The 25,732-nt window shown below is 70.1% G+C and carries 18 protein-coding genes and 2 pseudogenes; 8 read left to right on the forward strand and 12 right to left on the reverse strand.

Going from position 1 to position 25,732, the window contains the following annotated elements:
- Positions 1 to 52: 52 nt before the first annotated feature.
- Complete coding sequence (locus AC38ZX_RS14350; protein ID WP_491294954.1) at positions 53 to 796, reverse strand: carbohydrate-binding protein; 744 nt, start codon at positions 794 to 796, stop codon at positions 53 to 55.
- Positions 688 to 2,247, reverse strand: coding sequence for a family 43 glycosylhydrolase (locus tag AC38ZX_RS14355; RefSeq protein ID WP_491294955.1), 1,560 nt, complete (start codon positions 2,245 to 2,247; stop codon positions 688 to 690). The genes AC38ZX_RS14350 and AC38ZX_RS14355 overlap by 109 nt, the downstream gene beginning before the upstream one ends.
- Positions 2,248 to 3,479: 1,232 nt before the next feature.
- Between AC38ZX_RS14355 and AC38ZX_RS14360 the strand changes: the two are divergent.
- Together AC38ZX_RS14360 and AC38ZX_RS14365 are read left to right on the forward strand one after the other, a co-directional pair.
- Positions 3,480 to 3,800 (forward strand): annotated as a pseudogene (locus AC38ZX_RS14360) (AraC family ligand binding domain-containing protein); the annotation flags it as partial.
- A 338-nt stretch (positions 3,801 to 4,138) separates the two neighbouring features.
- Positions 4,139 to 4,249 (forward strand): helix-turn-helix domain-containing protein, encoded by a 111-nt coding sequence (locus AC38ZX_RS14365; protein ID WP_491297434.1) that lies wholly within the window; start codon positions 4,139 to 4,141, stop codon positions 4,247 to 4,249.
- Here AC38ZX_RS14365 and AC38ZX_RS14370 read toward each other — a convergent pair.
- The 5 genes from AC38ZX_RS14370 to AC38ZX_RS14390 all read right to left on the reverse strand — a co-directional run bounded on the left by AC38ZX_RS14370 (position 4,197) and on the right by AC38ZX_RS14390 (position 11,821).
- Positions 4,197 to 6,614, reverse strand: a complete 2,418-nt coding sequence (locus AC38ZX_RS14370; protein ID WP_491294956.1) for a family 78 glycoside hydrolase catalytic domain — start codon at positions 6,612 to 6,614, stop codon at positions 4,197 to 4,199. The two genes, AC38ZX_RS14365 and AC38ZX_RS14370, sit on opposite strands and share 53 nt — an antisense overlap.
- 54 nt (positions 6,615 to 6,668) lie before the next feature.
- Positions 6,669 to 6,974: a hypothetical protein gene (locus AC38ZX_RS14375; RefSeq protein ID WP_491294957.1), complete on the reverse strand. Its 306-nt coding sequence runs from the start codon at positions 6,972 to 6,974 to the stop codon at positions 6,669 to 6,671.
- On the reverse strand, positions 6,974 to 8,674 hold the full coding sequence (locus AC38ZX_RS14380; RefSeq protein WP_491294958.1) for a glycoside hydrolase family 31 protein: 1,701 nt from the start codon (positions 8,672 to 8,674) through the stop codon (positions 6,974 to 6,976). The genes AC38ZX_RS14375 and AC38ZX_RS14380 overlap by 1 nt, the downstream gene beginning before the upstream one ends.
- A gap of 154 nt (positions 8,675 to 8,828) precedes the next feature.
- On the reverse strand, positions 8,829 to 10,145 hold the full coding sequence (locus AC38ZX_RS14385) for a hypothetical protein (protein ID WP_491294959.1): 1,317 nt from the start codon (positions 10,143 to 10,145) through the stop codon (positions 8,829 to 8,831).
- Positions 10,052 to 11,821, reverse strand: coding sequence for a DUF5107 domain-containing protein (locus AC38ZX_RS14390; protein ID WP_491297436.1), 1,770 nt, complete (start codon positions 11,819 to 11,821; stop codon positions 10,052 to 10,054). Before AC38ZX_RS14390 ends, AC38ZX_RS14385 begins: the two co-directional genes overlap by 94 nt.
- Positions 11,822 to 12,440: 619 nt before the next feature.
- Between AC38ZX_RS14390 and AC38ZX_RS14395 the strand changes: the two genes are divergently transcribed.
- Positions 12,441 to 13,199, forward strand: a complete 759-nt coding sequence (locus tag AC38ZX_RS14395) for a hypothetical protein (protein ID WP_491294960.1) — start codon at positions 12,441 to 12,443, stop codon at positions 13,197 to 13,199.
- Between the two features lie 25 nt (positions 13,200 to 13,224).
- On the opposite strand, the gene AC38ZX_RS14400 is transcribed toward AC38ZX_RS14395, so the two are convergent.
- The 5 genes from AC38ZX_RS14400 to AC38ZX_RS14420 form a co-directional block, all read right to left on the reverse strand.
- Complete coding sequence (locus tag AC38ZX_RS14400) at positions 13,225 to 13,578, reverse strand: glycoside hydrolase family protein (RefSeq protein ID WP_491294961.1); 354 nt, start codon at positions 13,576 to 13,578, stop codon at positions 13,225 to 13,227.
- 577 nt (positions 13,579 to 14,155) lie between these two features.
- Positions 14,156 to 15,073 carry a carbohydrate ABC transporter permease gene (locus AC38ZX_RS14405; RefSeq protein WP_426592577.1) on the reverse strand — a complete coding sequence of 306 codons (918 nt, stop codon included), beginning with the start codon at positions 15,071 to 15,073 and terminating at the stop codon, positions 14,156 to 14,158.
- A gap of 16 nt (positions 15,074 to 15,089) precedes the next feature.
- Positions 15,090 to 16,058, reverse strand: a complete 969-nt coding sequence (locus AC38ZX_RS14410; protein ID WP_426592578.1) for a carbohydrate ABC transporter permease — start codon at positions 16,056 to 16,058, stop codon at positions 15,090 to 15,092.
- A complete protein-coding gene (locus AC38ZX_RS14415; protein WP_491294962.1) occupies positions 16,055 to 17,401 on the reverse strand; it encodes an extracellular solute-binding protein in 1,347 nt (448 codons plus the stop codon). Before AC38ZX_RS14415 ends, AC38ZX_RS14410 begins: the two co-directional genes overlap by 4 nt.
- Positions 17,379 to 18,557, reverse strand: a complete 1,179-nt coding sequence (locus AC38ZX_RS14420; RefSeq protein WP_491294963.1) for a LacI family DNA-binding transcriptional regulator — start codon at positions 18,555 to 18,557, stop codon at positions 17,379 to 17,381. The genes AC38ZX_RS14415 and AC38ZX_RS14420 overlap by 23 nt, the downstream gene beginning before the upstream one ends.
- Positions 18,558 to 18,970: 413 nt before the next feature.
- Here AC38ZX_RS14420 and AC38ZX_RS14425 point away from each other — a divergent pair, with 413 nt between their 5' ends.
- The 5 genes and pseudogenes from AC38ZX_RS14425 to AC38ZX_RS14445 all read left to right on the forward strand — a co-directional run bounded on the left by AC38ZX_RS14425 (position 18,971) and on the right by AC38ZX_RS14445 (position 25,684).
- Complete coding sequence (locus tag AC38ZX_RS14425; protein WP_491297437.1) at positions 18,971 to 20,455, forward strand: beta-galactosidase; 1,485 nt, start codon at positions 18,971 to 18,973, stop codon at positions 20,453 to 20,455.
- Positions 20,456 to 20,882: 427 nt separating this feature from the next.
- Positions 20,883 to 21,170: a hypothetical protein gene (locus AC38ZX_RS14430; protein ID WP_491294964.1), complete on the forward strand. Its 288-nt coding sequence runs from the start codon at positions 20,883 to 20,885 to the stop codon at positions 21,168 to 21,170.
- Positions 21,167 to 22,724: pseudogene (locus tag AC38ZX_RS14435) on the forward strand (alpha-N-arabinofuranosidase). The gene AC38ZX_RS14430 and the pseudogene AC38ZX_RS14435 overlap by 4 nt, the downstream one beginning before the upstream one ends.
- An 82-nt stretch (positions 22,725 to 22,806) precedes the next feature.
- Complete coding sequence (locus AC38ZX_RS14440) at positions 22,807 to 23,808, forward strand: LacI family DNA-binding transcriptional regulator (protein WP_426592583.1); 1,002 nt, start codon at positions 22,807 to 22,809, stop codon at positions 23,806 to 23,808.
- 91 nt (positions 23,809 to 23,899) lie between these two features.
- Positions 23,900 to 25,684 carry an ABC transporter ATP-binding protein gene (locus AC38ZX_RS14445; RefSeq protein WP_491294965.1) on the forward strand — a complete coding sequence of 595 codons (1,785 nt, stop codon included), beginning with the start codon at positions 23,900 to 23,902 and terminating at the stop codon, positions 25,682 to 25,684.
- Positions 25,685 to 25,732: the final 48 nt, after the last annotated feature.

The following is a 25,732-nucleotide window of genomic DNA, read 5'->3' on the forward strand; positions in this document are numbered from 1 at the left end:
GCTCACCTCAAGGTGCGCTCAAGAGTTCGAGGGCCGCTCGCGCCCTGTCAGCTCACGCCTTCCACGGCCCCCATGGCGCGCCGGGCGCCTGAGCGGAGGTCCACCACTGCGCCTCATACGTCGCGCCGTCGTACGTGACCCTGTCGCCGGCTGTGTAGACGGTGCTCCCAGACCACGGCCCGGGTGCGTTCGGGTTCAGCACCTGCTTCCAGGGCCCGTTCGGGTCGCCTGGTTGCTGGTTCCGCGTCCACCACTGCGCCGTGTATGTGACGCCCTGGAAGGCTGCGACCTCTCCGGCCTCGAAGACCCGGGACGCCGTCCAGAGCGCGGTGCCGTCAGCCGTCGACGCGATCTCCTGCCATGCGCCCGTGCTCGATCGTCCGGGTACCTCTCCCGACGTCCACCACAGGGCCGAGTACACGGCGCCACCACTGCTGACCAGCGAGCCGGTGTTGTAGACCGTGGACGAGTCCCACGTTCCGGGTTGGACGGCGACGCGGTAGGTGCGCGTGCTGCCGAGCGGCGAGGTGACCACGACCACGACCGTCGCATCCTGCGTCGAGACCTGCGCGACTGCCCGCGGGTCGGTCGTCGCCACCTGCACCAGGTCGGTGCTCAGGACGGTTCCGTCGGGGACGGCGGCCGTGAGGACGTCGGAACCCAGGTCGACGGGGTTTCCGGCGACAGTCAGTGAGGCGAGCGATGGGTCGTTGGCCGGTTGGACGACCAGCGTGAGGTCGTCGACGTCCAGCCACTGCCCACCCGGCACGCCGGCGGTGCTGATGCCGACCTGCACCTGCCCACCGGTGACACGCACGTTCGGCAACGTGACCTGACCCAGCTCCCGCCCAGGTCCGACAGGTCAAGGCTCGAGGTCGCGCCACCCGCGGTCGCGTAGAGGGACGCCGCCGCGGTCGTGCTGGTGATGCCGTTGCGGACCTGAGCCGTCACCGTGTAGAGCCCGTCGGGAACCGCGACGTCCTGCGATGCGGCCGCCGAGAAGTCCGCCGCGCTGGTGAACGCCAGATGGAAGTTGCCCACCCGGCCGGCGTTGTCCGCCTGGTTCGCGATCGCCGACGTCGTGCCTGCGTAGGTCCACCCCTGCACGTTCGAGACGGCCACCCGGTCGGCCTCGACGTCGGGATTCAGAAGGTAGTTGTTGCCGTCGCCGACCTTCCACTCACCGGTCGTGGCGTTGATCTGCCAGTCGCTCACCGAGTGCAGCTGCAGGTCGTCCCCGGTCTTGGTGATCGGCATCCACTGGTTGTACCCGACCCCGTTGCCTGCGAAGTCGGACCAGCGGTCGCCGGCGAAGAGAACCAGATCCTGCTGGGTGCCATGGACCGTCACGAAGAACCCCGTCTGGGTGACGTGGCTGTAGTCGTCGGCCGTTCCCGACAGGTCGAACTCCGGGCCGTAGGCACCCTGGATGTCGGAGGTCTGGGACTTGATGACGTGGCTGACGGACGCGTTCCACCCGTGCAGGTCGGACGCGGCCATGTAGTAGGAGTCATCCAGCTTGAACATGGCGTTGCCCTCACGACCGGCGGCGTTGCGACCGATCTGCACGGCCGGGAGGATCGACAGGTTGTCCGCCGGGGCCAGCTCGGACACGAACGCGTTCGCGCGTCCGTTGGAGTTGGAGAACACCAGGTAGTCCCGGCCGTCGTCGTCGGTGAAGGTCGTCTGGTCACCGGTCGCCGAGGTCGGCGAGTTGGTGACCTGTCGCTGGATGTTGGCGACCCCGAACTTCGCGGTCGGGGAGTCACCCTGAAGGAACATCACACCCCCCTGGCCGGCGGAGTCGGCGAACTTCGACTCGTTCATCTGGATCAGCAGCACGAACTTGCCGGTGTTCTCGTTGTAGGTGACTCCGAGACGACCCATCCAGTCCGTGTCGGCCAGGGTGGTCATCTGTGAGAATCCGACACCGGCGGAGGCGGGCAGGTGCACGGGCGTGCTCGCGGTCGCGACGTCGCCCTCGTACGTCCAGCTCGCCAGGTCCTTGGACGCGTACACGGGGATGGACACGAACGTGGTGTCGCTGTTGCGGCCTGCCGGGTTCGCTGCGTACGTCTCGGCACCGCGGTAGTGGACGCCGTACCAGTAGTAGGTGTCGCCGAACCGGAAGATGCCGCCCCCCTGGGAGTAGATCAGGTTGCCGTCGGTGTCGCGCCAGAACGCGTCGTTCTTCACCGGCACGAAGCTGCCCTGCGACGTCGTCGCGAGTGTGCCTGCGGCCGACATCAGACCCGTCTTCGCCGAGGCGACGTCGATCTTCGTGGCGTTGTCGTCGGCGAGAGCGTCCGCGGCTGCACCGAGCGCCTGGGCGAACGGCGTCCAGGTCCCAGCGGTGTACTGGGTCTGGTCGCGGGTCTGGTAGGTGCTGACGCTGACGCAGTCCGGCTACCTCGACCAGTGCGTCCGACACGGTCTTCAGCTGTGCGCGGGCGGCTTCGCGTTCGGCTGGGGTGCCGGTGCTGCCGTCGACCATCGCACGTGCGGTGTCCAACGCGTCGGCGAAGGGCGCCCGCTTCCCCGAGGTGTAGGACGACGCCGCGCGATCCTTGACGTCGTTGTACTGCCAGGTGAGCGCGTCTTCCGCGGAGGACGTCGTGAACATCGCGTAGGCATGGTCGACGCCACTGCCGACGACCTCGAGCCGCAGGACGTGGGGCGCGTCCGCCAAGCCGTCCTTGGTGAACAGCAGTCGGGTGGTGGAGTTCGTGGATGCCCCGTAGTTGATCGTGCCGACCTGGGTGCCGTCGACGAAGACCTTCCCGGAGCCGTGACCCGAACGCGTCCGCCCGTACAGCTGTGCCGTCTGCCCTGTGAACGCGATCTCGAACCAGCAGCCCTCCGGGGCCCAGCTGACGGTGCCGTAGTGGTCCCACTTCGAGCCTGCCGGGCACTCGTAGTAGGTGAGGTTCGGTGTACCCCTGACCGTGGTGACGGCGTCGTCGTCGACCTGCACCGACGCGGTCGCGGCGGTGGCGGGCGCGATGCCCAGGAGTGGGACGAGCAACGCCGTCACGAGCGCTACGACGAGCGCTGCCGCCGCCCGTGGCGTCCTGCGGTTGTGTGTCTTGGTCACGAGGCTGTCTCTCTACGTCGTCGTAGTGGCCTGGAGGGATGCCCTCCATGAAAGCGGCCGGGAGCGTCGGCAGACATGGGCGGATCCACGTCAAACATGGACGATTCGTTGGAGACGCGACAGTGGCCTCGCGCGACAACGATGACGGCCTCGAGGGCGGTCGGACGACTCAGCGAATGGACGAAATCGTCGCCTCGGGCCGACGCGCCTCGTCCATGGGTCGACTTGACCTAGTACGTCGACCCGGGATTCCATGCACCTCATGGACGAACCGGTCGCCGTGACGCCGACATCTCTTCGCGAGGGCTTCGCCGGGCAGCGCATGTTCGTCGTGCCCGGGCCGACCGTGCGTGCGGCCCTGGCCAGACCGATCACGAGCCACCTGATGGTGACGGATGCGGGCTTCTTCCCGCACGCGTCGCGCCACGGGAGGGCACGGGCGCGTGGGGCCGATCAGCACATCCTGCTTGTCTGCACGGGTGGAACGGGCACGTGCCGGACACCCGAAGGGCTGTTCCACGTTCGTCAGGGCGACGCGGTCCTGCTGCCCGCCCGGGTGGCACACGAGTACTCCGCGTCGGACGAGGATCCGTGGACGCTGTGGTGGATGCACGTCGTCGGCACCGACGCCGCGGAGCTCGTACGCGCCACCCATGCGTCGGCCGGCGGACCGGTCACGCACCTGCGCGATCCGGCACCGGTCGCGAGCCTGCTCTCTCAGGTCATCGATGCTCTGGATGCCTCGACCGTCGCGGGCCAGATTCGCGCGGCGGGTGCGGCCTGGAACGCGATCACGCAGATCATCGCCACCGGTCGGCGACCTCGTGGGCCGTCGCTCAGCCCGGTGGAGCTCGTCCTCGAGCACCTGCGAGCGACGACCCCGCACCGCACGTCCGTCGAGTCGCTCGCGGCCATGGTGGGCCTCAGCGCCTCGCAGCTCGGCGCCCTGTTCCGACAGCAGGTGGGCGTCCCCCCGCTGCGCTACCAGAGCGACTTGAGGATGGCCCGGGCCCGGGAGCTCTCCTCGACAGCACCGACCTCGCCGTGTCTGCCGTCGCGCAGTCCACCGGCTACGACGATCCGCTCTACTTCTCGCGACAGTTCACGCGGACCCACGGGCTCTCACCGTCCGCCTACCGATCGCGCGCCCAGTAGCTCCAGACCCGTGTGAGCCGGTCCGGGGACGGCATGGTCCAGCGCCCCGCAGGGAGCCACGCACGTCGTCCCCGTCGAGGACGACCAGCGCCCGCCCCCCGTCGGGCACGTCGACAGTCAGCTCGGCGGCGTCCCAGGAGACCGCCCACGGCCCGGCCGGCGAGCGGAACGTCGTGCTCGCGCTGGTCACGCCGGGGACCGCCGCCGGATCGACGACCACATCGGTCCATCCGACGCACCCAGGCCGCTGCCGCAGGCCGGCGACGTGACCCGTGAGCCAGGAGTCGATCCGGCCGAGCATGAAGTGGTTCTGGGACCCGACGCCTGCGTCGGCCCCCGGACCTTGCCAGGACTCGGTCAGGGCGGTGGCACCGGAGGCGATCTGATGCCCGTAGCCGGGGCCCTCGGTGCCCCGGACGAGCCGCGCCACGAGGTCGCTGCGCCCGACCTCGACCAGTGAGTCGAGCAGGGCCGGCAGAGCGATCTCGCCGAAGGTGATCGACCATCCCGTGCGCTCGAGCGCCGCCAGGAGCCCCTCGAGCGCGGCTGCGCGACCGGGCGATCCCACCGGGCCGGGGGCGCCCGACGCGATCGCGATCGCCCAGCTGCCCTGGGAGCCGTTGCCCCACGAGCCCGTCGACGGGTCCAGGAACCGCAACCGCACAGCACCTCGGACCCGCTCAGCGCGCGCGGCCAGGGCGTCGCCGTCGGGCGACCCGACGATGCCGGCGACGGCCGCAGCGAACTCGAGCACCCGCAGGTATCCGTAGGACGCGACCAGGGCTCGTGGTGTCGCCGCGCCGACCTCGATCCAGTCACCGAGGCCATGGTCGAGGAGCCCGTCGCCGTCGGTCCGGGACTCCAGGTACTCGACGAAGCGACCGATCGCCTCCCACGACTCACGCGCCTCCGAGGCGTCGCCCGTCAGCTCGTAGAGCTTCCACGGCACGACCGCCAGCACCCCGCCCCACCACGGATCGTCGCGGAACGCCGTCGGGTCGCCGTCGACTCCGTACCGGTCGAACCGCACCAGCTCGGGCGCGATGCTCGGCACCAGGCCGCTGGGCTCCTGGGCGTCGCGCACGTGGACCAGCGCATCGCGCAGGATTCCCGCGACGTCGTAGCCTCGCGTCAGGGTGTCGAAGCAGAGGTCGAGCTGTTCGAGCCAGCCGAGCTTCTCCCGGTGAGGGCAGTCGGTCAGCACCGAGTACATGTTCGACTGCACCGCTCGGTCGATCATCGTGTGCAGCTGGTCGAGGACGGGATCGTCGCAGGTGAACGTGCCCACCGCATCGACCCCGGCACGGAGGACCTCCACCTGCGTCGATCCCGCGACGACATCGAGCTGTGCGCGGTCCAGACCTTCGATCTGCAGGTACCGGAAGCCGTGGTAGACGTGCCGAGGGCGCCATCGCAGCGGGCCGCCGTCGGCGACGACGCGGTCGAAGATCGGTGCTCCGGTCGTCGACTGGTCGACCGTGCCGTCCTCAGCCACGAGCTCGGCGGGGCGCACGGTGATCTGCTGCCCGGCGAAGGTCGCGGGCAGGTCGAGCACATAGCGCCCGGCAAGGTTCACGCCGGCGTCGAGCACCGCGGCCGGGAGACCGCTCGAGTCCACGACGACGGCCGCGAGCGCAACCCCCCGGCGTTCGGCCACCGTGACCGGTGCGCCGTGCCGTGTCCATACTCGGGGTCCGTCCCCCGCGGCGAGCACCTCGACAGCCGCGACGGGACGATCGCCGATCCGACGCGCGTCATGCGTCTCCCCACCGTGCCAGTGCGTCTGCGTCGTGGCGGACAAGGTCGCAGACCACGCGTCGCTCGTGGGATAGGCGGTCACGGTGCCGTCCCGGCCGGTCACCCGGACACAGGCCCGCAGTGCCGGAGGGTGCGCGTGGCGCCGGAGCTTCTCGTACCGGCCGGGCGCGGTCGTCAGCCACGCCACACCCGTCCCGACCTCGACGGAGAGCGCGAGCCGTCCCGCGGTCACCAGACTGCTGAGGTCGAGGGAACGAACCGCGACCCGCACGTGGTCGTCGCTGTAGCCCGGTTCGAGCACGGCCTCATCGGCGTCGAGGCCGTCGACCAGCACGCGGTAGGTGCCCCACGCGGTCACGTCGAGCGCGACCTCCTGCGCGTCGTCGGGTACGGGGACGTCGAGGTGGAGCACAGGGATCCCGGCCGGAGGCGACGGGATCGACGCCGGCCCGAGATCGGCGGCGGCGCCGTCGAGCGCGGTCGCGCGGGCCACCCGGACGTGCGCATCCCAGGCCGGGTGGGTGATCCACGACGCGTCCGCCAGGCGTTCCGATGCCACGTCGGACATGGGGGACGGCGGGTTGGACCGCGACTCCGCTTCGAGCATGGGCGTCATGCTAGGCACTCGGGCCGAAAGACCCGGGGGCGACACTCGTCGGCGCTACACGTTGCCGATCAGCTCGCCGAGCGCCCCGTCCCGTGCGAAGACCGGGATCGTCTCCAGCGGTGTCACGACGTCGAGCCAGGTACCGCCGTCGTGCGTCTCACCGGTCTGCAGCGACGTCCACGACGCTCCCGCCGGCAGGTACACCGATCGCGTCATGGCCCCGGCCTCCATGACCGGCGCGACGAGCAGCGACGGTCCGTACAGGTACTGGTCCGCGACCGACCACGCCTGCGAATCGTCCGGGAACTCGTGGAAGAGGGCGCGCATGACCGGCTGTCCGTCGGTATGGGCCGCAGCCATCAGCTCGCGCGTGTAGTCACGCAACAGCTCGCGGAGCCTGACGAAGCGAGAAAGGACGCCGTAGACGGCCTCCCCGAAGGACCAGACTCGTTCCCAGCACCCGTCGGGTTGCGGAGCGATCCGTCCGCGGCGGTGACGTCCCGGGCGGGCTGCCGGTCGCCGTGCAGTCGCATGACCGGCAGGAAGGTGGCGAACTGGAACCAACGAACGAGCAGCTCGTGGAACTGGGGGTCGTCCGTTCGACCGCCCCCGAACCCGCCGATGTCGGTGGTGAACCACGGGATGCCGGCCACGCCCATGTGCAAGCCGGCGACCAGCTGACGGCGCATCGTCGGGAAGTCCGAGTGGATGTCACCGGACCAGACCAGCGCGCCGTACCGCTGCGAACCGGCCCAGGCGCACCGGACGAGGTTGACGATCTGGGTCTCGCCCTCCGCGGTGAGCCCGTCATGGAAGGCCCGGGAGAAGCCCTGGGGATAGATGTTCGCGACCTCGACCGCAGGTCCGGCGTGGTAGGTGTACGCATCCCACTCGTAGACGCCGAACTCCGGTTCGGCCTCGTCGAGCCAGAACGTGCTGATCCCGTGCCTGGCGTAGCCGTCCCGGCACCGGTCCCACAGGAAGGCTCGGGCCTCGGGGTTCGTCGTGTCGATGAACCGGCTCGGCCCGCCGAACCACATCTGGACGTCGATCCCCCGCTGTGCACGGACCAGCAGGTTCCGCCGCTGCATCTCCGCGAAGTTCTCGGAATCCAGCGAGATCTGCGGCCACACCGACACCATGAGCTCCACCCCGAGGGACTCCAGCTCGCTGACCATGGCGGCAGGGTCCGGCCAGAACTCCTCCTCGAACCGGAAGTCGCCCATGTGCGGCCAGTGGAAGAAGTCCGCCACGATGACGTCGAGCGGGAGACCTCGCCTCTTGTGCTCACGGGCGACCTCGAGAAGCTCCTCCTGGTTGCTGTAGCGCAGCTTGCTCTGCCAGAAGCCCAGGCCGTGCTCGGGCATCATCGGCACGTGCCCGGTCGCCTCCGCGTACCGCCTCGCGATCGCCGCGGGACTCGAGCCGGCAGTCACCCAGTAGTCGATCTGGCGGGTGGCCTCCGCAGTCCACCGGGTCCCGTTGGTGGCGAAGGTGGCGGAGCCGATGGCCGGGTTGTGCCAGAGGAAGCCGTAGCCCGCACTGGAGACCACGAACGGGACGCTGGCCTGGGAGTTGCGGTGTGCCAGCTCGAACGTCGCACCCTTGATGTCCAGGAGGTCCTGCTGGTACTGGCCCATACCCGCGAGATGCTCGTCCTCGGGCGTTCGCAACGACAGTGTCGCTCGGTGGGCGCCCCCGGGCAGGGGCACGTACGTGCGCGCCCTCCGCTTCAGGGCACCACCGGAATCCTCTTCCGCGAACAGAAGGCGGCCGTCCGAGTCGTGGAACGACAGCCGGCAGTCGAGGGCCGGCGCGCCCGTCTGCCAGTCCAGGCCCTCGTGGGCGGTCGCGACCACGCGCAGCCTGCCGTTGGTCATCGTCGCCGTGTCCCCGTCGACCTCGAACGAGGCCTCGCCGCGGTCCGCCGCGGGCAGCAGGGCCCAGTCGGTGTCGGAGATCTGGCCCATGGCTGAGCGGACGCGGGCGCTGTCGTGCCCCCACGGCTCGACGACGAGCGTCTCGCCGCCGCCGCGCCAGACCAGGCATCCGTCGGTCATGCTGAATGCGCGGGACAAGGTCACGTCTCCCTCTGCCGTGCCTCCACGGCGGTCGTTAGTTGCCCGGATCGAAGCCACTCTATGAAAGCGGTACCGATCGGCGGCAGACATGGGCGGACTCACGCCGCACATGGACGTTCGGTGGATCTCCCGCTCATCCGCCTGCCTTGATGGAGGCTCGAACCCCCTTACGCCCGGACGATGCGGCCGCGCGCAACGCCGCAGCGAGGCGGCGCCGGCCGACATCGCTCTCGACGGCGAAGAGCAGCAGGTCGGGCAGCGACGTCGCGAAGTAGTCGGGCGCGCGTGCGGGGCCGTCGAGCTCGTCCGCGGCGGCGTCGAGGGCGACCCACACGCGTTCGGCCTCGGACCGTTCGCCGAGCAGGTTGTGCGCGACGCCGACCCAGTAGTCGTCCTCCCGCGCAGACCGTGGCGCGACGGCCGACGGCCCACCGCCGGTGCGCGCCTGACGCCAGCGTTCCCGGGCGAGCTCGCCTCGACCCGCGCGGCGGTGGGCCTCCCCCGCGGCGACGAGTCGCGCGGCCAGAGGTCCCGCGGGATGACGACCTTCGCCCAGATTCTCGGGCGGCACGAGGCCGCCGTCGAGCATCGCTGCGGCCGCTGCTGGGTCGCGCTCGAGCAGGGTCGCCGCCACGGCCAGGCAGATCCGGTCGTACACGGCGATCGCCGCACCCTCGCCGCCCTCGAACGGCTGGAACGTCCTCGTGGTGACGATCTCGAGCGCCTCCTGCTCCCGCCCGGCGTCCACCAGGAGGCCGAGATGGGCGATCGCCAGGTCGTCGCGTGCGAGCAGGTCGGTGCCGGACGCCTCCAGGTCGGCGAGCCGGCGCTCCGGCCCGACCTCGCGCAGGCGCGCGAGCAGGTCCCGCTCGTAGGCCAGCCGCGGCAGCGGGCCGGCGACCGCACCGGCACGACCCAGGTAGGCGTTGGCGAGCTCGAGGTCCCCCGTCGTGTTCGCGGTCGCGATCGCGGCGTTGCGCCACACGACCGCGTCGTCGGCGCCCGCCGCGATGGCGGCCTCCAGCGTCGTGCGAGCGTCGTCGCCTCGACCGGCGCCCATGAGCCAGCAGCCGAGCAGCCCGAGCGCGGTGGCGTCGGGGACGCCGGCGCGCTCGCCGTGCGCGACGGCCGCGACGAGCACGTCGAGGTCGTCCAGGCCCGCCGGGAACGCGAGGGTGCGGTCGACGTGTGCGGCGCGGTTGCGTTCGCGCTGCGCGGCGTCGCGCTCCCCGGCGGCATCGAGCACGGTCGCGCGCAGGTAGCACGCGACAGGCCCGGGGTTGCCGAACGGCGTCGCCCCGAGGGCCACCGCGCGGTCGGCCCACGTGAGAGCCGAGTCGCTCTCGCCCATGCGGTTCAGCTCGGCCGCGACGAGCAGGTAGGTCCGTGGATCGACGACGTCCAGCCGCTGCCCGAGGGAAGCGAGCAGCGGGTCGAGCGGGTCGCGCACCGCTCCTTCAGCAACCTGCTCGTCCGCCTCCACGCCGCGGCCGAGGCGCCGCAGCGCGACGACGTTCGCCGCCCGTGCACCGCTGTGCCAGGGGTCGTCGGCAACAGCGGCCTGGGCGTGCTCGAGCGCACCCTCGGGATCGACGCGCGTCCGCAGCAGGACGCGCGCGGCACCCAGATGACCGGGCACGGTGTACGCGCCGTCCCAGGCCGACTTCGCGTAGGAGTCGATCGCGTCGGCCGTCCTGCCGAGGCGTTCCAGCGTGAGGCCGCGACGGTAGTGCAGCTGCCACCACTGCGGGGGTTGAGGTTGCGCCGCAGCATCCGGGCGGCGGCCGCATCGAGGTGCTCGAGCGCATCGGCATACTCCCCGCGGTTGTGCGCGAGCTCCGCGAGCGCGAGGTGGGCACCGGAGTCGCCCGGATCGATCTGCAGCGCACGGCGCAGGTAGGGCAGCGCAGCGCGGGTCGGGTGCCGGTACTGCCGCAGGTGCGCAGCGGTGAGCAGCGCCTCGTCCACGGTGTCGATCTGATCGGGCCGGGGCGGTTCCGTCGCGGACCACGGCTCCCCTTCCGAGACCTCCGCGTGCCGCCGCCAGGCGACGACCTCCCGTGCGTCCTCCCGGACGACGACCTCGAGCTCGTCCCGCACGACGCACCCCGGCACCGCGATCACGAACACGTGGGGTCTGCCGGGAGCGACGACGGCATGCTCGTCGCAGAGCACGTCGGCCCCGCACCTCATCACCACCCGCACGTCGAGCTCCCGGGCCGCTGCTACACCGACGCGGGCCATGCCATCGGCGACCTCGACGCTCACCGCGGCCTCGCGGGTGGCCTGGTGGACGACCCCCACGTCCTGCACCGGGTACCAGAACTGGCTGAACCGACGCGTCTCGCCCGGGGCCAGATAGCTGAAGTCCGGCTGGTTGTCCGTGAACACCCCGGCCATGAGCTCGATGTACGGCCCGTCACCGTCGGTGAGCAGACGATCCCAGGCGTGCCCGACCGGGCCGTCACCCCATGTCCATTGCTTCTTGCCGGGGGCGATGTTCCGGTCCGCCCAGTGCACGAACCCCGCACCTGCCCGGTGGTCGTACCCGCCGAAGAAGCTGTCTCTCGTGTCCGTGATCATGTACGACGTCGGCACCGGGATGTTCGAGTACCGGTCGAGCCTGTCGGCGCCCGGCTTCGTCGACGCGAGGCCGGGATAGTCGACGCCGTAGTACGGCCGGTCGGCCTGGGGGAAGGCGGTCACCGCGCGGCGCGCGTGGTCGGCGACGTAACGCACGTCCGTCGGGAAGAACGACTGGTAGTCCTCGTGGACCGCGGCCGCGACGTTGGCCCACCACAGGAAGGTCTGTGGCTCGTCGGTGCGGTTGAACAGGCGAACGACGACCTCGACCGCCGCATCGTCCGGGCGCAGGACCACACCGTGGGTGCCGCGCATCCGCTGGAGCGGGTCCACGTCGCTGTGCCACACGGTGACCGCGCCGTCGTCGGACCGCTCGATGCTCGTCTCGACCGGCAGGTAGGTCGCCGGCCGGTGGTGCTGCGGCCAGTTGAACTCGACGCCGCCAGAGATCCAGGGCCCACCGAGGCCGACGAGGGCAGGCTTGATGACGTTGTTGCGGTAGAAGAAGTCGTAGCCGCGGGTCTTGTCGTAACCGACGTGGATGCGCCCGCCGAGCTTCCGGCAGGAGCATGAGACGGACCCAGCGGTTCTCGAGGTGGATCGCCCGCCAGGAGCGCGTCACGGGCTCGGCCTCGATCCGGTCCACGAACGGAAGGGGGTAGAGCACGCCGCTCGAGCCCTGGTAGACGCGCCGGTCGAAGAACATCGGGAACGGATCAGGTGCCGCCGGCTCGTAGGTCCGGATGTCGACGGCCTGCTCCCAGCAGGCGACGCCGCCGGCTTCGAGGAGCCGGGCCTGGTCGGGCGGAGGCGACGGCAGCTCGATGCGGGGCGTAACACTGTCCATCCGCCCGACGGTACGACGCGCCCGACCGCGCGGGTATGGGTCAAGCGGCGCATGGCATGGATGATTCACACGGCCGCGGGAGGCCCCGCGGCTGTTCCCTGCGACGGCTGCATTTCGGTCAAGAACCATCGGCAGAGGCGCTACAAACTTTAGTCGTACACTTTAGAACGCAACTCGACCGCGCGGATGGGAGAGTCCGGAGCGCGTTGCCGCAGATCGAGAGGACGCCAGCACATGGGTGCGGACCGGCACAGGTTCACCTCCGGGCCGTTGACGATGTCTGTGCGTGCAGATCGCGGCGCAAAGGTCACGTCGTTGCGAGACGCCCGGGGCCGCGAATGGCTCTCGCAGTCGACCCGCGACGGGATCCGTACGGGACTGCCCTTCGGCGAGGCTGAGATGGCGGGCTGGGACGAGTGCGCCCCGACGATCGACGCGTGCACCGTCGACGGACGGGAGCTGCCGGACCACGGTGACGCCTGGGACGTGGCCTGGGACGTCGTGCACGATGCCGCCGGCACCGCGCTCGTCACCTACGGCGCGTCGTGGCCGTACGAGCTTCGGCGCGCAGCATCGGCCACGACCGATGGCGGCATCCGGCTCACCTACACAGCACGGGCCACCGATCGGCCCGTGCCGTTCCTCTGGGCCGCGCACCCGCAGCTCGCGGCGGTGCCCGGGACGCGCATCGAGCTCAGCCCTACGCCCGCGGCGTTCGTGGATGTGCTCGACCCCGCCCGACCCCGGGTCCCGTGGCGGCCCGACCTGCTCACGCTTGCCGACGTGCCCGCGGGAGCGTGGCGCAAGCTCTACGTCGACCCGGCCGAGCGCGTCTCGTCCGCGACCTTGGTCCAGCCCGACGGGTCGCGGCTGCGCTTCGCATGGTCGCCGGAGTGCCGCTACCTCGGGCTGTGGTTCGACGACGGCGCCTACGCGGAGCATCCGGTGATCGCCATCGAACCCACGTTGGGCTTCGCGGACTCCCTCGCGGTCGCAGCGGATCTCGGGACGTGCCCGCTGCTCAGCCCGGGCACACCGCTGCGATGGTGGGTCGAGGTGCACGCCGTCGACTGACGCAACCGGCTTCTCACCTGTTGCACTACACGCCGGCCGGGAGCGGGGAACCCTCGAACGACGCGTCGCGATCGCAGGCCAACGTCCCGTCGACGACGCGCAGCGGTGCGGCCAGTACCGAGGAGCGCCGCTGCCGGTAGTCCAGATCCGGCACACCCGCGACACGTCCGGGATGAGTGAAGTAGAAGATCGCCGCCGAGCGGTCCCCCGTGACGACGACATCGGCGTGATAGCCATAGCCGCCGTCATCGACCCCGCTCCCCGGGCGGTCGAGGATCAGCCCCTGCCGATCCCACGTGAGCAGGTCGTCGGAGCGCAGCACCCGCAGCCCGTGCCACTCGTCCACGAGCATCCACCAGATGCCGTCGAGCCGGAACACGTTCGGTCCTTCGTGCGACGGCCCGTCGAACGACCTGCCGAGCACGGTCCAGGCCCGTAGGTCGGCCGAGTCGGCCGCCCACGTGTGACTGTCGTCGGCCTCGTCCTTGTACCAGAGTCGATAGCCGCCGGACGGCAGTGGCTCGACGCAGGCGTCGATGACGAGCTCGACGAGAGCTGCAGCGTCGACTCGAACGCCCAGTCCACCAGGTCGGGACTGGTGTAGTGCCGGATGAGTCGCTCGTGGCCCGGCCAGTCGTCCGGCATCCCGCGAACGACGCTGACGAACATGTGGTAGCTCGCGCCGTCGTCGATGATCTCCGGCGCCCAGTAGGTCGAACGCCCCCACTCGGTGTCGAGGCCGGAGATGTCGCCGCGGTAGGTCCACGTCGCGCCGCCGTCGTCGGACGACGCCACGCCCAGGGCGCTGCCATGCACCCACTGGACCCCCGGGACCGGCGGTCCGAACGCGCGGCGGCTGGTGTACACCATCCACCAGCACTGTTCCTGCCGATTCCAGATGACGACGGGATCGGTTGCCCCGTCGAAGATCGGATCGCGGTACAGCGGCTTCATCGTCAGCCCTTGACGCCGGAGCCCAGAGACTCGCCCATGAAGAAGCGCTGCGTGAACAGGAAGATCACGACGACGGGGGCGAGGTACAGGATCGCGCCGGCTGCTTGGACGGTCAGCAAGCCGTTTCCGTGGGGGTCGAGGTATCCCGAGGCGGTGGCGACGGCCAGGGTCGTGTTGTTGATGTTGAGCAGCAGCGAGGGCGCGAGGTAGTCGCCCCAGGTCCAGGTGAACGACAGGATGAGCGAGGTCAGGATGATCGGTCGCGACAGCGGCAGGAAGATGCGCACGTACGTGCGCCACCACCCGCAGCCGTCGATGATCGCCGCGTCCTCGAGCTCCATCGGGATGGACGTGAAGAACTGCCGGAACAGGAAGATCAGGTAGGGCGTCCCGGCCAGGCCCCACATGACCCACGGCCAGTAGGTGCCGACGAGGCCGAGGCGGGCGAACAGCACGTAGGTCGGGATGAGCGTGGCGATCGACGGGATCATCATCGACGCGATCACGATGGTGAACAGGAGGTTCTGGCCCTTGCCGCGCAGTCGGGCGAAGGCGAAGCCCACGGTCGCGCTCGTCGCCGTCGTGAGGACGGCGGTGAGCGTCGACAGGAACAGTGAGTTCATCGTGTAGGCGCCGAAGTTGATCATCGTCACGGCGTCGCTGAAGTTCTGCCAGTACGCGTCGACGTGCAGGAGCGCACCAGCGCCCTGGGACAGCTGCGCCGGGCTGGCGAGGGCGGTCAGGACGATCCACAGGAACGGGATGCCGAGCAGCGCGATCGCGACGACGACCATGATGTAGGTGAATGCGGACGCCCGTTGGCTGCGCGGGACGTCGCGACTGCTTCGTCGACGTCCGGTGGTCTTGCCGGGGATGTCGGCGGTGGGTGCGTGCACGGAGTCCGCTGCGATCTGGGTCATGGTTCAGCGCTCTCGATCAGTCGTTGCCGGCGGACGTCTGGTAGAAGACGAACCGCTTGCTCCCCCGCTGCAGCAGCAGCGTGAGAAGGAGGATGAACACGAAGTAGACCCAGAGCATCGCCGAGCCGTAGCCGAACCGGTTGTTCAGGAAGAACTCCTTGTAGACCTGGACCATGTACAGCGTCGTGCTCTGCGGCACGGAGGCCACGGAGGAGATGCTGTTGGTCTCGGCGAGCAGGAGGGGCTGCACGAGCATCTGCAGGGACGCGATGATGCCGGTGATGACCTGGAAGTAGAGCACCGGCGAGATGATCGGCACCACGATGCTCCGGGTGATGCGCCCGTTGCTGGCGCCGTCGATCCGGGCCGCCTCTTCCAGCTCGACCGGAACGCCCTGCAGCGCGGCGAGCGAGATGATCATTCCGCCGCCCAGGCCCCACAAGGTCATGCAGATGAGGGCGTAGAAGGCGTACGGGTCGCCGAGCCAGTTCACCTTGTCCAGACCGGCGAAGGTCAAGATGCCGTTGAGCAGGCCCGCGTCGTGGTTGAAGATGAGCCGCCACGTGATGGCGACGGCGACGACGGGGACCACCGACGGCAGGAAGAAGATCGCCCGGACGACGCCCCGGGCGCGGATCCGACGGTTGACCAGGATGGCCAGGCCCAGGCCGCCGGCGACGCTCAGCGGGACGACGATCACCGTGTACAGCAGCGTGCGCAGGAGCGCCGACCAGGCCTTCGAGTCGGTCAGGACCTGCGAGTAGTTGCGGAGCCCGACGAACCGCCAGAACGATGACGCACCGTCGTAGTTCGTCAGGCTAAGGCCGAGCGCATACAGGATCGGGACCAGCGTCAGCAGCAGGAACCCGATGATCCACGGGGATGCGAACAGGTAGAACGTGGAGGTGCGGTAGCGCCGCCAGCCACGGCCGCGAGCGTTGACGCTCACGGCCGTGGCCTGCTCCACGAGGGAGCTGGTCGTCATCCGAGCTGGTCCTTGCCCTGGGCGAGCAGCTTGTCGACCTCGGTCTCGATCGTCTTGGCCGTGTCCGCGGCGCTCGTGCTGCCCTTGATCGCTTCCTGCAGCGCCTTGTCGATCACGTCGTTCGCGGACGTGAACGAGGCGTAGGGCGAGTCCGGCAGGTTCTTGGAGAAGGGAACCTCGGCCTTGGCCGTCTCGATCGCGGCCTTCTGGAAGGGCTGAGCGGTGGGCAGGTTCGCCCACAGCGAGTTGAGCACCGGCAGCCCCCAGCCCGAGCTCGACCGCGCCACGGCCGGAGCGCCTCCCATGAAGTACTCCATCACCCGCCACGCCTGGTCCTTGTGCTTGGACTTCGCGGGGATCCAGGCACCGACGCCCCCGAAGACCGGGCTGATCCGGTCACCGAACGTCGGACCAGGGGTCATCGAGGAGGTCGCCGCGACCGCGGCAGCTTCCTGCGCCTGCAGGTTCCCGCCGAACCAGTAGCCGTCCATCGTCATGGCCATCCGGCCGGAGGCGAATGCGGGTCCGTCCTGCCCGTCGGGCAGCGGGTTGAGGCTCGTGGGCCCGACGCCGGCCTTGCCGTAGTCGATGAGCCACTGGATCGCGCGCTCGGCCTCGGGCGTCTGCAGGTTGATCTTCGAGAAGTCGGCGTTGTACATGTTGCCGCCCTGCTGGGCGATCATCGTCTGGATCAGCGAGGCAACCCCCCACTGCCACTCGATCCCGAGCGGGATCTCCACACCCTTGGCCTTGAGCTCCTTGGCCTTGGCGAGGATGTCGTCCCAGTTGCTCGACTCCGTCGTGCTCAACGGCGCAACTCCGGCGTCCGTGAACAGCTTCTCGTTCTGCCAGATCGTGGTGTCCGGGCTCCAGTCCTTGATGATGCCGTACAGCTTGCCCTGGCCGCGGCTCTTGCCGTCCCAGCGCCAGATGTCGTTGACGGACAGCAGGTCGTCCTTGGTCAGGACCTTGCTCTTGGCCACGTAGTCGTCCAGCGGCGTCGCGAGCCCACGGGCGAACAGGTTCGCACTCGGGCTGCCACGCACGAAGTCGGGCGGGTCGCCGGCGGTCATCATGGCGTTCAGACGGGTCTCGTCGTACTCGATGAAGTTGATCTTGATGTCGGGGTTGTCCTTCTCGAAGGCGGCGACGTCGTCCTTCGAGAACTCCGAGGTCTGGTACATCACGGTGACGGTGGTGACCCCACCGGTGGAGCCACCACTGGCGGAGTCGTTGCTGCTGCCGCCGGCGGAGCACCCCGCCAGGGCGAGGGTGCCCGCGGCGAGCGCGACCGTGGCGATACGAACTCGCCTCCGGAGGCTAGACCTGGTCGAGTTGGACATCAGTGTCCCCTTTCGGTGGATCGTGCCTGGTTGATGAGCGGGGTTGGGTGGGAGTACTGCCGCGCGGACGACTCGCGTATGACGAGCCCGTCGAGACGCGGACATTCGTGGTGTGACCCGGCTCGCTCTCGACGAGCAACCGGACCATCTCTCGGCTGATCTCGGCGAACGGCTGACGCACGGTCGACAGGGGCGGGTCGCACGTCGCCGCTTGACCGGCGTCGTCGAAACCGACCACGCCGACGTCCTCGGGGATGGAGCGGCCCGCAGCGCGCAGCGACGCGACCGCTCCGACCGCCATCACGTCGTTCGACGCGAAGACCGCGTCGAGGTCGGGCACAGCCTCGAGGAGGCGTGAAGCGCCGGCGCGACCGCCCGCGTTGCTCCAGTCGCCCTCGACGACGAGTCGCTCGTCCCGGGCTATCCCGGCGGCGTCGAGAGCGTCGTAGTAGCCGTCGACGCGGTCCAAGGAACCAGCGAGGTCGAGCGGACCCGTGATGATCCCGATACGCCGGCGTCCGGTCGACGCGAGGTGCGCGACCGCCTCGCGGGCACCGATACGGTCGTCCGCGGCCACGCTGGAGATCGCGTGCTCCCAGCTGGACGGACGCCCGCACGACACGGTCGGGACCCCTGCGGCCACGAGCTCCGGCAGGATGGGGTCGCCCGCGTGCGAGGAGATCAGGAGCACGCCGGCGACGTGACCACCGGAGACGAACTCCAGTGCGCGCCGACGTTCATGGTCGGTGCTGGCCGTCATGAGGATGAGGCTCATGTCGCGCTCGTCGAGAGCTTCCGTCGCCGCACGCAGGATCACCGGGTAGTTCGGGTCGCCGAACAGGCGATCCTGCGGCTCGGTCAGCAGGAAGACCACCGTGGACGACTTCCCCGTCGCCAGCGACCGGGCGAACCTGTTGGCGCGGTAACCCGTCTTCTCGATCGCCGCGACGACCGCCTGGGTGCTCGCTTCGCCGACCCACTTACCCCCGTTGAGGTAGCGGGAGACGGTTCCGTACGACACCCCGGCCTCACGCGCCACGTCGTGGATCGTCGGTCGGCGCGGGCGCTCTGCCGGGAGGCCCGTGGCGAGGGCGTCCGACAGTCCGTCGAACCTCACCGCAGCGTCAGCGGTGCCTTCGCCCGTGCTCTGTCGCATCGCCACTCCTCGACCGCCATTGGTCCAAGGCTGAGCACTCGTCGCGCCGCCTGTGATCGGTTACAGTCCGACCTGTGATCGGTTACAGTATGAGTCGCTCGAATGGCTGTCAAGTTACGATTAAGCATCGCTAAAGTACGTTCGGACGCACAGCCAGCGCCGATGTGCGACGTTCCCAGCAACTCCCACCGACGAAGAAGCCGAGCCGCCCGCGATGCCAACGCCACGCACGACCTCCTCCACCACGCTGCCCCTCCTGGCCATCTCGACCCGGGGCTGGACCGCGGCTGCGCGCCGCCCGGCGATGGCGAACGCCGAGGACCGGCGCCCGGGTCTCGAGCTGCACGGACCAGGGGCTGCGCCGTGGGGGAACCCCGTGGATCCCGGTCTCGGGCGAGATCCACTACTCCCGGGTGCCGCGCGAGCGCTGGGCCGAGCGGGTGGAGCAGATGAGGGCCGGTGGCATCTCGACCGTGGCCTGCTACGTGCCCTGGCTGCACCACGTCCCCGAGCGCGGTCTGCCTCGGTTCGACGGCAACCTGGACATCGGCGCGTTCGTCGACGTCGTGCGCTCGGCCGGCCTGGACCTCGTCCTTCGGATCGGGCCCTGGGCGCACGGCGAGATGCGCAACGGCGGCTTCCCCGACTGGGTTCAGGCCACCCCGGTCGAGCACCGCACCAACGACCCGGCGTACCTCGACCTGGTCGACGAGTGGTGGGGCCAGCTGGCCGTCGCCCTCGACGGACGGTGCGAACCCGGCACGGTGCTGGGCATCCAGCTCGAGAACGGCTCTACGACCAGCCCGAGCACATCCGCGAGCTCAAGCGGCTCGCCCGGGCGAACGGGTTCAGCGCACCGTTCTGGACCTCGACGGCGTGGGGCGGCGCGCAGCTACCGGATCCCGAGGTGTTCCCGCTCTTCGGCGGCTACGGCGACGGCTTCTGGGTCGACCCGGACGAGCCCTGGGACCCCTCGTTCCGCGAGCACTTCTACTTCTCGCACATCTGGGACGACCCGGGCATCGGTTCGGACCTCCATCACGCGGAGACCGACGGCGCCGCTGCGCGCGAGGGCATCGGTTCGCTCTGGTTCCCGCCGGCAACCTGCGAGCTCGGCGGCGGGATGGCGACGGCGTACCACCGTCGGCCGCGTCCGGCCGCGCTCGACATCGCCGCCGTCGCGCACAACAAGATCGGCAACGGCTCGGCCTGGCAGGGCTACTACATGTACGCGGGCGGGACCAACCCCGCCGGCGGCACCCAGGAGTCGCACGCCACGGGCTACCCCAACGACATGCCCGCACTCGGCTACGACTTCCACGCACCGATCGGCGAGGCGGGCCGACTCAGCGCGAGCCACGCCGAGCTGCGTCGCCAGAACGCGTTCCTGCACGCCTTCGGCGACCGGCTTGCCGCCGCGCCCTCACACCTGCCCGACGAGGTGCCGCGCGACTGGGAGGACGTCGATACCCTGCGCTGGGCGTTCCGCGGCGACGGTCAGGGAGGCTTCTTGTTCGTCTCGTGGCACCAGCCGTTCGTCGCGCTGGCGCCGTACGAAGCGGCCCGGTTCGCCGTGCGGTTCGATGCCGACACCGTCCACCTCCCCTCACGCGCGATCGACGTCCCGACCGGGACCCTCGCGCACTGGCCCGTCCGGCTCGAGATCGGCGGGGTGGCTCTGCACTGGCTCACCGCCTCAGCGCTCACGCTGCTTCCCGCCGCCGGGGCGGATGCCGTCACGACGCTCGTGGCGGTCGAGGACCGGGGCATCCCGGTCGAGCTCGCCGTCCCCGCATCGACCCTCGTCGAGGGTGCCGCCGCGCCGGACCAGTCCGACGTCGACGGATCGGGGACCCGCGTGCACGTCGTCGCCGCGTCGTCGACACCGGTGCGACTGACCGACGCGAGCGGGGCACGCCTCGACCTGCTGGTGCTCCCGCACGACCTCGCGAGCGACGTGTGGGTGCAGGAGGGCTCCGGAGACTCGCCGCGGAGGCTGCTGCTCAGCACCGACGAGCTGACCTGGGACCGTACCGGTCGCGTCGAGGTCCGCTCGGCGAGCACCACGCCCGGCGTCAGGTCCTACGACCCGGCACGCCGCTCGCTCGTCTGCGTCCCGCTCGCCCACCACGGCGGGGCGGTCACGTCTCTCTCACTGACGCCCGAGCGGGTCCGCGCCGCGAGCCCACTGGTCCCTGGCGGCTACGGCACCTTCGTCGGCCGCCCGTCGGCGCCGTCCGCCTCGATCGTCGCCGCGGACGCCGCCGTGTACAGCCTCGACCTCCCTGCGGCCGCGGCCGACCCCGACGCCTGTCTCGTCATCGAGTGGGCGGGCGACGTCGCCGACTCGTCGTCGACGGGACCGTCGTCGCGGACCGCTTCTGGGACGGCTCGACCTGGATCGTCAACACGACCGACCGCGCCGTTCGGCCCGGCGCGACGATCGAGCTGCGCGTCCTGCCGATGGCGGCGGACTCGCCCGTCCACCTCCCAGCCGACGCCGCGGCACGGCGCTCGGCGAGCAGCGAGCCGCTCGCCGCGGTCGACTCCGTCCGGCTGGAGAGCCGCGCCGTCTGGCGCGAGGTCAACGACACCGAGGGAGCACACCGATGACCGTGAACGCCGCCACGACCGGGTCGACGGTGCAGGTCAGCGCAGTCATCGATGTCGACCTCCCTGGGCCGACCATCAGCAGGCACGTGTACGGGCACTTCGCCGAGCATCTCGGGCGCTGCATCTACGGCGGGTTCTTCGTCGGACCCGACTCCGACGTCCCGAACGTCGATGGCATCCGCACCGACGTCGTCGAGGCGCTGCGCGCGCTGGACATCCCGAACCTGCGCTGGCCGGGCGGCTGCTTCGCCGACGAGTACCACTGGCTCAACGGCACGGGTCCGCGACCCGAGCGACCCACGATGGTCAACACCCACTGGGGCGATGTCGTCGAGGACAACAGCTTCGGCACCCACGAGTTCATGGCGCTGTGCGAGCTGCTCGGCGCGGACGCGTACGTGTCCGCGAACGTCGGCAGCGGGACGGTCCGCGAGGCCGGCGAGTGGGTCGAGTACCTGACCCGGGCCGACGACAGCCCGATGGCCAGACTGCGCCGCCAGAACGGTCGCGACGAGCCGTGGACGGTCCGCTTCTGGGGCCTGGGCAACGAGCCGTGGGGCTGCGGAGGCGGCTTCAGCCCCGAGGCGTACGCGCAGGTGGCACGACAGTTCGGGCTCTACAGCCGCGACCACAACGGCAACGACTCTACCGGATCGCGGCCGGCGCGTCGAGCGACGACTACCGCTGGACCGACGTGCTCATGCGGTCCCTCGGCTTCCAGATCGGCTCGGGCAAGCAGGTCGGCGAGGGGCAGAGCACGTTCCAGGCGATCTCGTTCCACCACTACACCGTCCCGGGCCCGTGGGAGCGCAAGGGCAGTGCGACCGACTTCGACGAGGCCGAGTACTACCGCACGATCGCCGAGGCATCCCGGATCGAGGGCCTCCTCGCGGGGCACGCCGCGGTGATGGACGCGTACGACCCGGCCAAGAAGATCGGTCTCGTGCTGGACGAGTGGGGCACGTGGTCGACGTCGAGCCCGACACCAACCCCGGCTTCCTGTTCCAGCAGAACACCCTGCGTGACGCGATGGTCGCGGGGCTCCACTTCGACGCGTTCCACCGGCACGCCGACCGGCTCGTGATGGCGAACATCGCGCAGACGATCAACGTCCTGCAGGCCATGATCTTGACCGAGGGCGACGAGTTCGTGCTGACCCCGACCTATCACGTGTTCGAGATGAACAAGGGTCACCAGGACGCACGGTCACTCCCCCTCGCGTTCACCTCGGCCGTGCCGAAGGTCACCAGCGGCGACGCGGCCGTCGCCACCTTCAGTGCGTCCGCGAGCACCAAGGACGGCCACGTCCTCATCTCCCTCACCAACGCGCACGCCACGGACGACGTGGACGTGACGATCGACCTGCGCGGCGTCGAGGTCGGCACCCCGACCGCCCGCATCCTCACCAGCGCCTCCGCCGGAGCGCACAACACGATCGGCGACAAGCACGCCGTGGCACCGCGCGCCCGCGACGCCGCCGTGAGCGACGGCCTGCTGCGGGTGAGCATCCCGTGCCACTCGTTCGTCACCGTCGAGCTACCGGTGTCGGCATGAGGTCGACGTGACGACGGCGCCCGAGACGATGACGCGTGCCCGTCGCGTCGATCCCGACGCGCCCGGGTGGCACACTCTGCCCATGCCAGCATCGAGGGTGACCATCGCTCAGGTCGCCACCGAGGCCGGGGTCTCGTCGATGACGGTGTCGAACGTCGTCAACGGCCGCCCGGGAGCGTCGGAAGCCACGCGTGCGCGAGTCCTGGCCGTTGCCGAGCGTCTCGGCTACCCGGCGAACCTGTCGGCGCGCAACCGTCGGACGGGCAAGATCGGCGTCGTCTCGCTCGACCTCATCTCGGAGTACAGCCACGAGATCATCCGCGGCATCGCCGAGGACCTGATGGACGACGAGCGCGAGCTGCTCATCAACGTCTCGGTCGACGCGGCCCGCGAGCGCGAGCGGATCGAGTTCTTCGCGCGTGAGCTCGTCGACGGGATCCTGCTCGTCGCCCCCCAGCTCGAGCCCGACACCGTGGAGTACGTCCGAGGCCTGCGCGTGCCGGTCGTCGTCGTCGACCCACGCCACCTCGACGTCCCGCTGCCGCGGGTGACGGTCGACAACTATGGCGGGATGCGTGCGGGCACCGAGCACCTGCTCGCGCTCGGGCACCGCCGGATCGCCTTCATCCGTGGCGACGAGGAGCTCGACAGCACCGAGGCGAGGCGGCACGGCTACCTCGACGCGATGCGGCTGGCCGGGATCGACGTCGGTGACGAGATGACCGCGGACTCCGGGGTCAGCCACGCCGGCGGCCAGCGTGCCGCGACCGAGCTGATCGACCGGGTCCGACCGACCGCGATCATCGCCGGCGCGGATCTCATCGCGCTGGGCGCGATCGACGCGGCTCGCGCCCTCGGGCTCGACGTCCCGCGCGACCTGTCGATCGTGGGTTTCGACGACATCCCACGCGCCGCCCAGACCTACCCGGCGCTGACGACGGTCCGGCAGCCGCTGCGCGACATGGGACTGGCGGGAGCGCGCGCCCTGGCGTCGCTCATCGAGGGCCGACCTCTCGCCGTCGACCACATCCACCTGCCCACCAGCCTCGTCGTGCGCGGGACGACCGCTCCGGCCCCTCGCTGACCGGTCCCGTCGTCTCCGACGGCGGCTGCTCGCCGTCACGTCATCCACCCTCGCCGGAACCCGGCACACCCGTCGCGACTCTCAGGATCTGATGTCTCAGAACCCGGCCCGCCCGTCACACCACGACCCCCGTGGGGTCGTCCTCGACCCCGAGCACCCCGGCCGTGCGCTGCTCCGGCTGCTGCGGCCGTTCCGGGCTCGCCTCGGGGGCGTCGCGGGGATCTTCGTCGTCAAGGACAGCGCGCTCTGGTTGCTGCCCGTCATCACGGCGCGTGTCATCGACATCGTCGTCGCCGGTGGGCCGGCCTCGTCGATCGGCTACCTGGGCATCGTCGCCGCGGTGCTGCTGCTGCAGGTGTACCCGATGCACGTGCTGTTCACGCGCATCTACATGGGCACCGTCCGCACGCTCGGCGCGAACCTGCGCAACGCCATGACCGTGCGCATGCAGATGCTCTCGATCGGGTACCACGGGCGCACCAGCGCCGCCGTGCTGCAGAGCAAGGTCGTGCGCGACGTCGAGAACATCGAGCTGATGTTTTCCCAGGTCGGCAACCCCCTGGGCTCGGCCGTGGTCGTCTTCGTCGGTGCAGTCGTCATGACCGCCATCAGCGTGCCGCAGTTCCTGCCCATCTTCGCCCTGACCATCCCCTGCGGGATCGGCGTGTGGTGGACGATGCGCCTGCGCTCGCACCGCCGCAACGAACAGTTCCGCATCCAGATGGAACAGTTCTCGCGGCGCGTCGGAGAGATGGCGACCCTGATGCCCATCACTCGTGCGCACGGGCTCGAGGACGTCGCGATCGACCGCATCGCGCAGGACGCGGAAGCCGTCCGCAGCCGGGGCCTGAGCCTCGACATGCTCAACGGCCACTTCGGCGCGCTCAGCTGGGTCGTCATGCAGCTGCTCGCGGTCGGCTGCCTGATCCTGGCCGGGACCATGTCCGTCCTCGGCATCGTGCCGATCACGGCCGGTCAGGTCGTGCTGCTCGCCACCTACTTCACCACCCTGACGGGCACCGTCATGACCGTCCTCAGCTTCATGCCGATCGTCGCGCGCGGCCGTGAGTCGGTCCGGTCGGTCGCCGAGCTCCTCGAGGACCCCGACCTCGAGCGCAACGAGGGAAAGCGCGCGGTGGCCGACGTCACCGGCACGTTCCGGCTCGAGCGGCTCAGCGTCACCTATCCGGGGGGCGCGGAACCCGCGCTCGACCACCTCGACCTCGACATCGCCGCCGGTGAGACCGTGGCGTTCGTCGGCTCCTCCGGCTCCGGCAAGTCGACCCTGATGAACACCCTGCTGGGGTTCGTCCGACCCACCGAGGGCCGGGTCCTGCTGGACGGGCAGGACATGGAGGAGCTCGACCTGCGCACGGTCCGGCGACACATCTCCGTCGTCCCGCAGGAGTCGGTCCTGTTCGAGGGGTCGATCCGCGACAACATCAGCTACGGGCTGGGCACGATCAGCGACGACCGGATGCGCGACGCCATGATCCAGGCCAACGCCCTCGAGATCGTCGACGCCCTGCCCGACGGCTGGCACACGCACGTCGGCGAACGCGGGGCACGACTGTCCGGCGGGCAACGGCAGCGCATCTCCATCGCACGCGCGCTGATCCGCGACCCGCGGATCCTCGTGCTCGACGAGGCGACGAGCGCCCTGGACTCGGAGTCCGAGGTCAAGGTTCAGGAGGCGCTCGACCGCCTGATGACAGGGCGCACCACGCTGATCGTCGCCCACCGCCTCTCGACCGTCATGCGGGCCGACCGCATCATCGTGCTCGATCACGGTCACGTCGTGGAGACCGGCACCCATGACCAGCTGGTCGAGGCCGAAGGGCGCTACGCGCGACTGTGGCGGCTGCAGTACCGCTGACGATCGAGGGCGCTGCTGCACCGGTGTCGATCGGCGTCCTCCAAGAAC

The sequence above is a fragment of the Cellulomonas sp. McL0606 genome (assembly GCF_058248365.1).

Coding starts and splice junctions, on each gene's coding strand:
- AC38ZX_RS14355 (WP_491294955.1), bottom strand. CDS start 2,247: ATGTCGGCCGCAGGCACACTCGCGACGACGTCGCAGGGCAGCTTCGTG.
- AC38ZX_RS14370 (WP_491294956.1), bottom strand. CDS start 6,614: ATGCTCGAAGCGGAGTCGCGGTCCAACCCGCCGTCCCCCATGTCCGAC.
- AC38ZX_RS14375 (WP_491294957.1), bottom strand. CDS start 6,974: ATGGCTGCGGCCCATACCGACGGACAGCCGGTCATGCGCGCCCTCTTC.
- AC38ZX_RS14380 (WP_491294958.1), bottom strand. CDS start 8,674: ATGACCGACGGATGCCTGGTCTGGCGCGGCGGCGGCGAGACGCTCGTC.
- AC38ZX_RS14405 (WP_426592577.1), bottom strand. CDS start 15,073: ATGACCCAGATCGCAGCGGACTCCGTGCACGCACCCACCGCCGACATC.
- AC38ZX_RS14410 (WP_426592578.1), bottom strand. CDS start 16,058: ATGACGACCAGCTCCCTCGTGGAGCAGGCCACGGCCGTGAGCGTCAAC.
- AC38ZX_RS14415 (WP_491294962.1), bottom strand. CDS start 17,401: ATGTCCAACTCGACCAGGTCTAGCCTCCGGAGGCGAGTTCGTATCGCC.
- AC38ZX_RS14420 (WP_491294963.1), bottom strand. CDS start 18,557: ATGCGACAGAGCACGGGCGAAGGCACCGCTGACGCTGCGGTGAGGTTC.
- AC38ZX_RS14440 (WP_426592583.1), top strand. CDS start 22,807: ATGCCAGCATCGAGGGTGACCATCGCTCAGGTCGCCACCGAGGCCGGG.
- AC38ZX_RS14445 (WP_491294965.1), top strand. CDS start 23,900: ATGTCTCAGAACCCGGCCCGCCCGTCACACCACGACCCCCGTGGGGTC.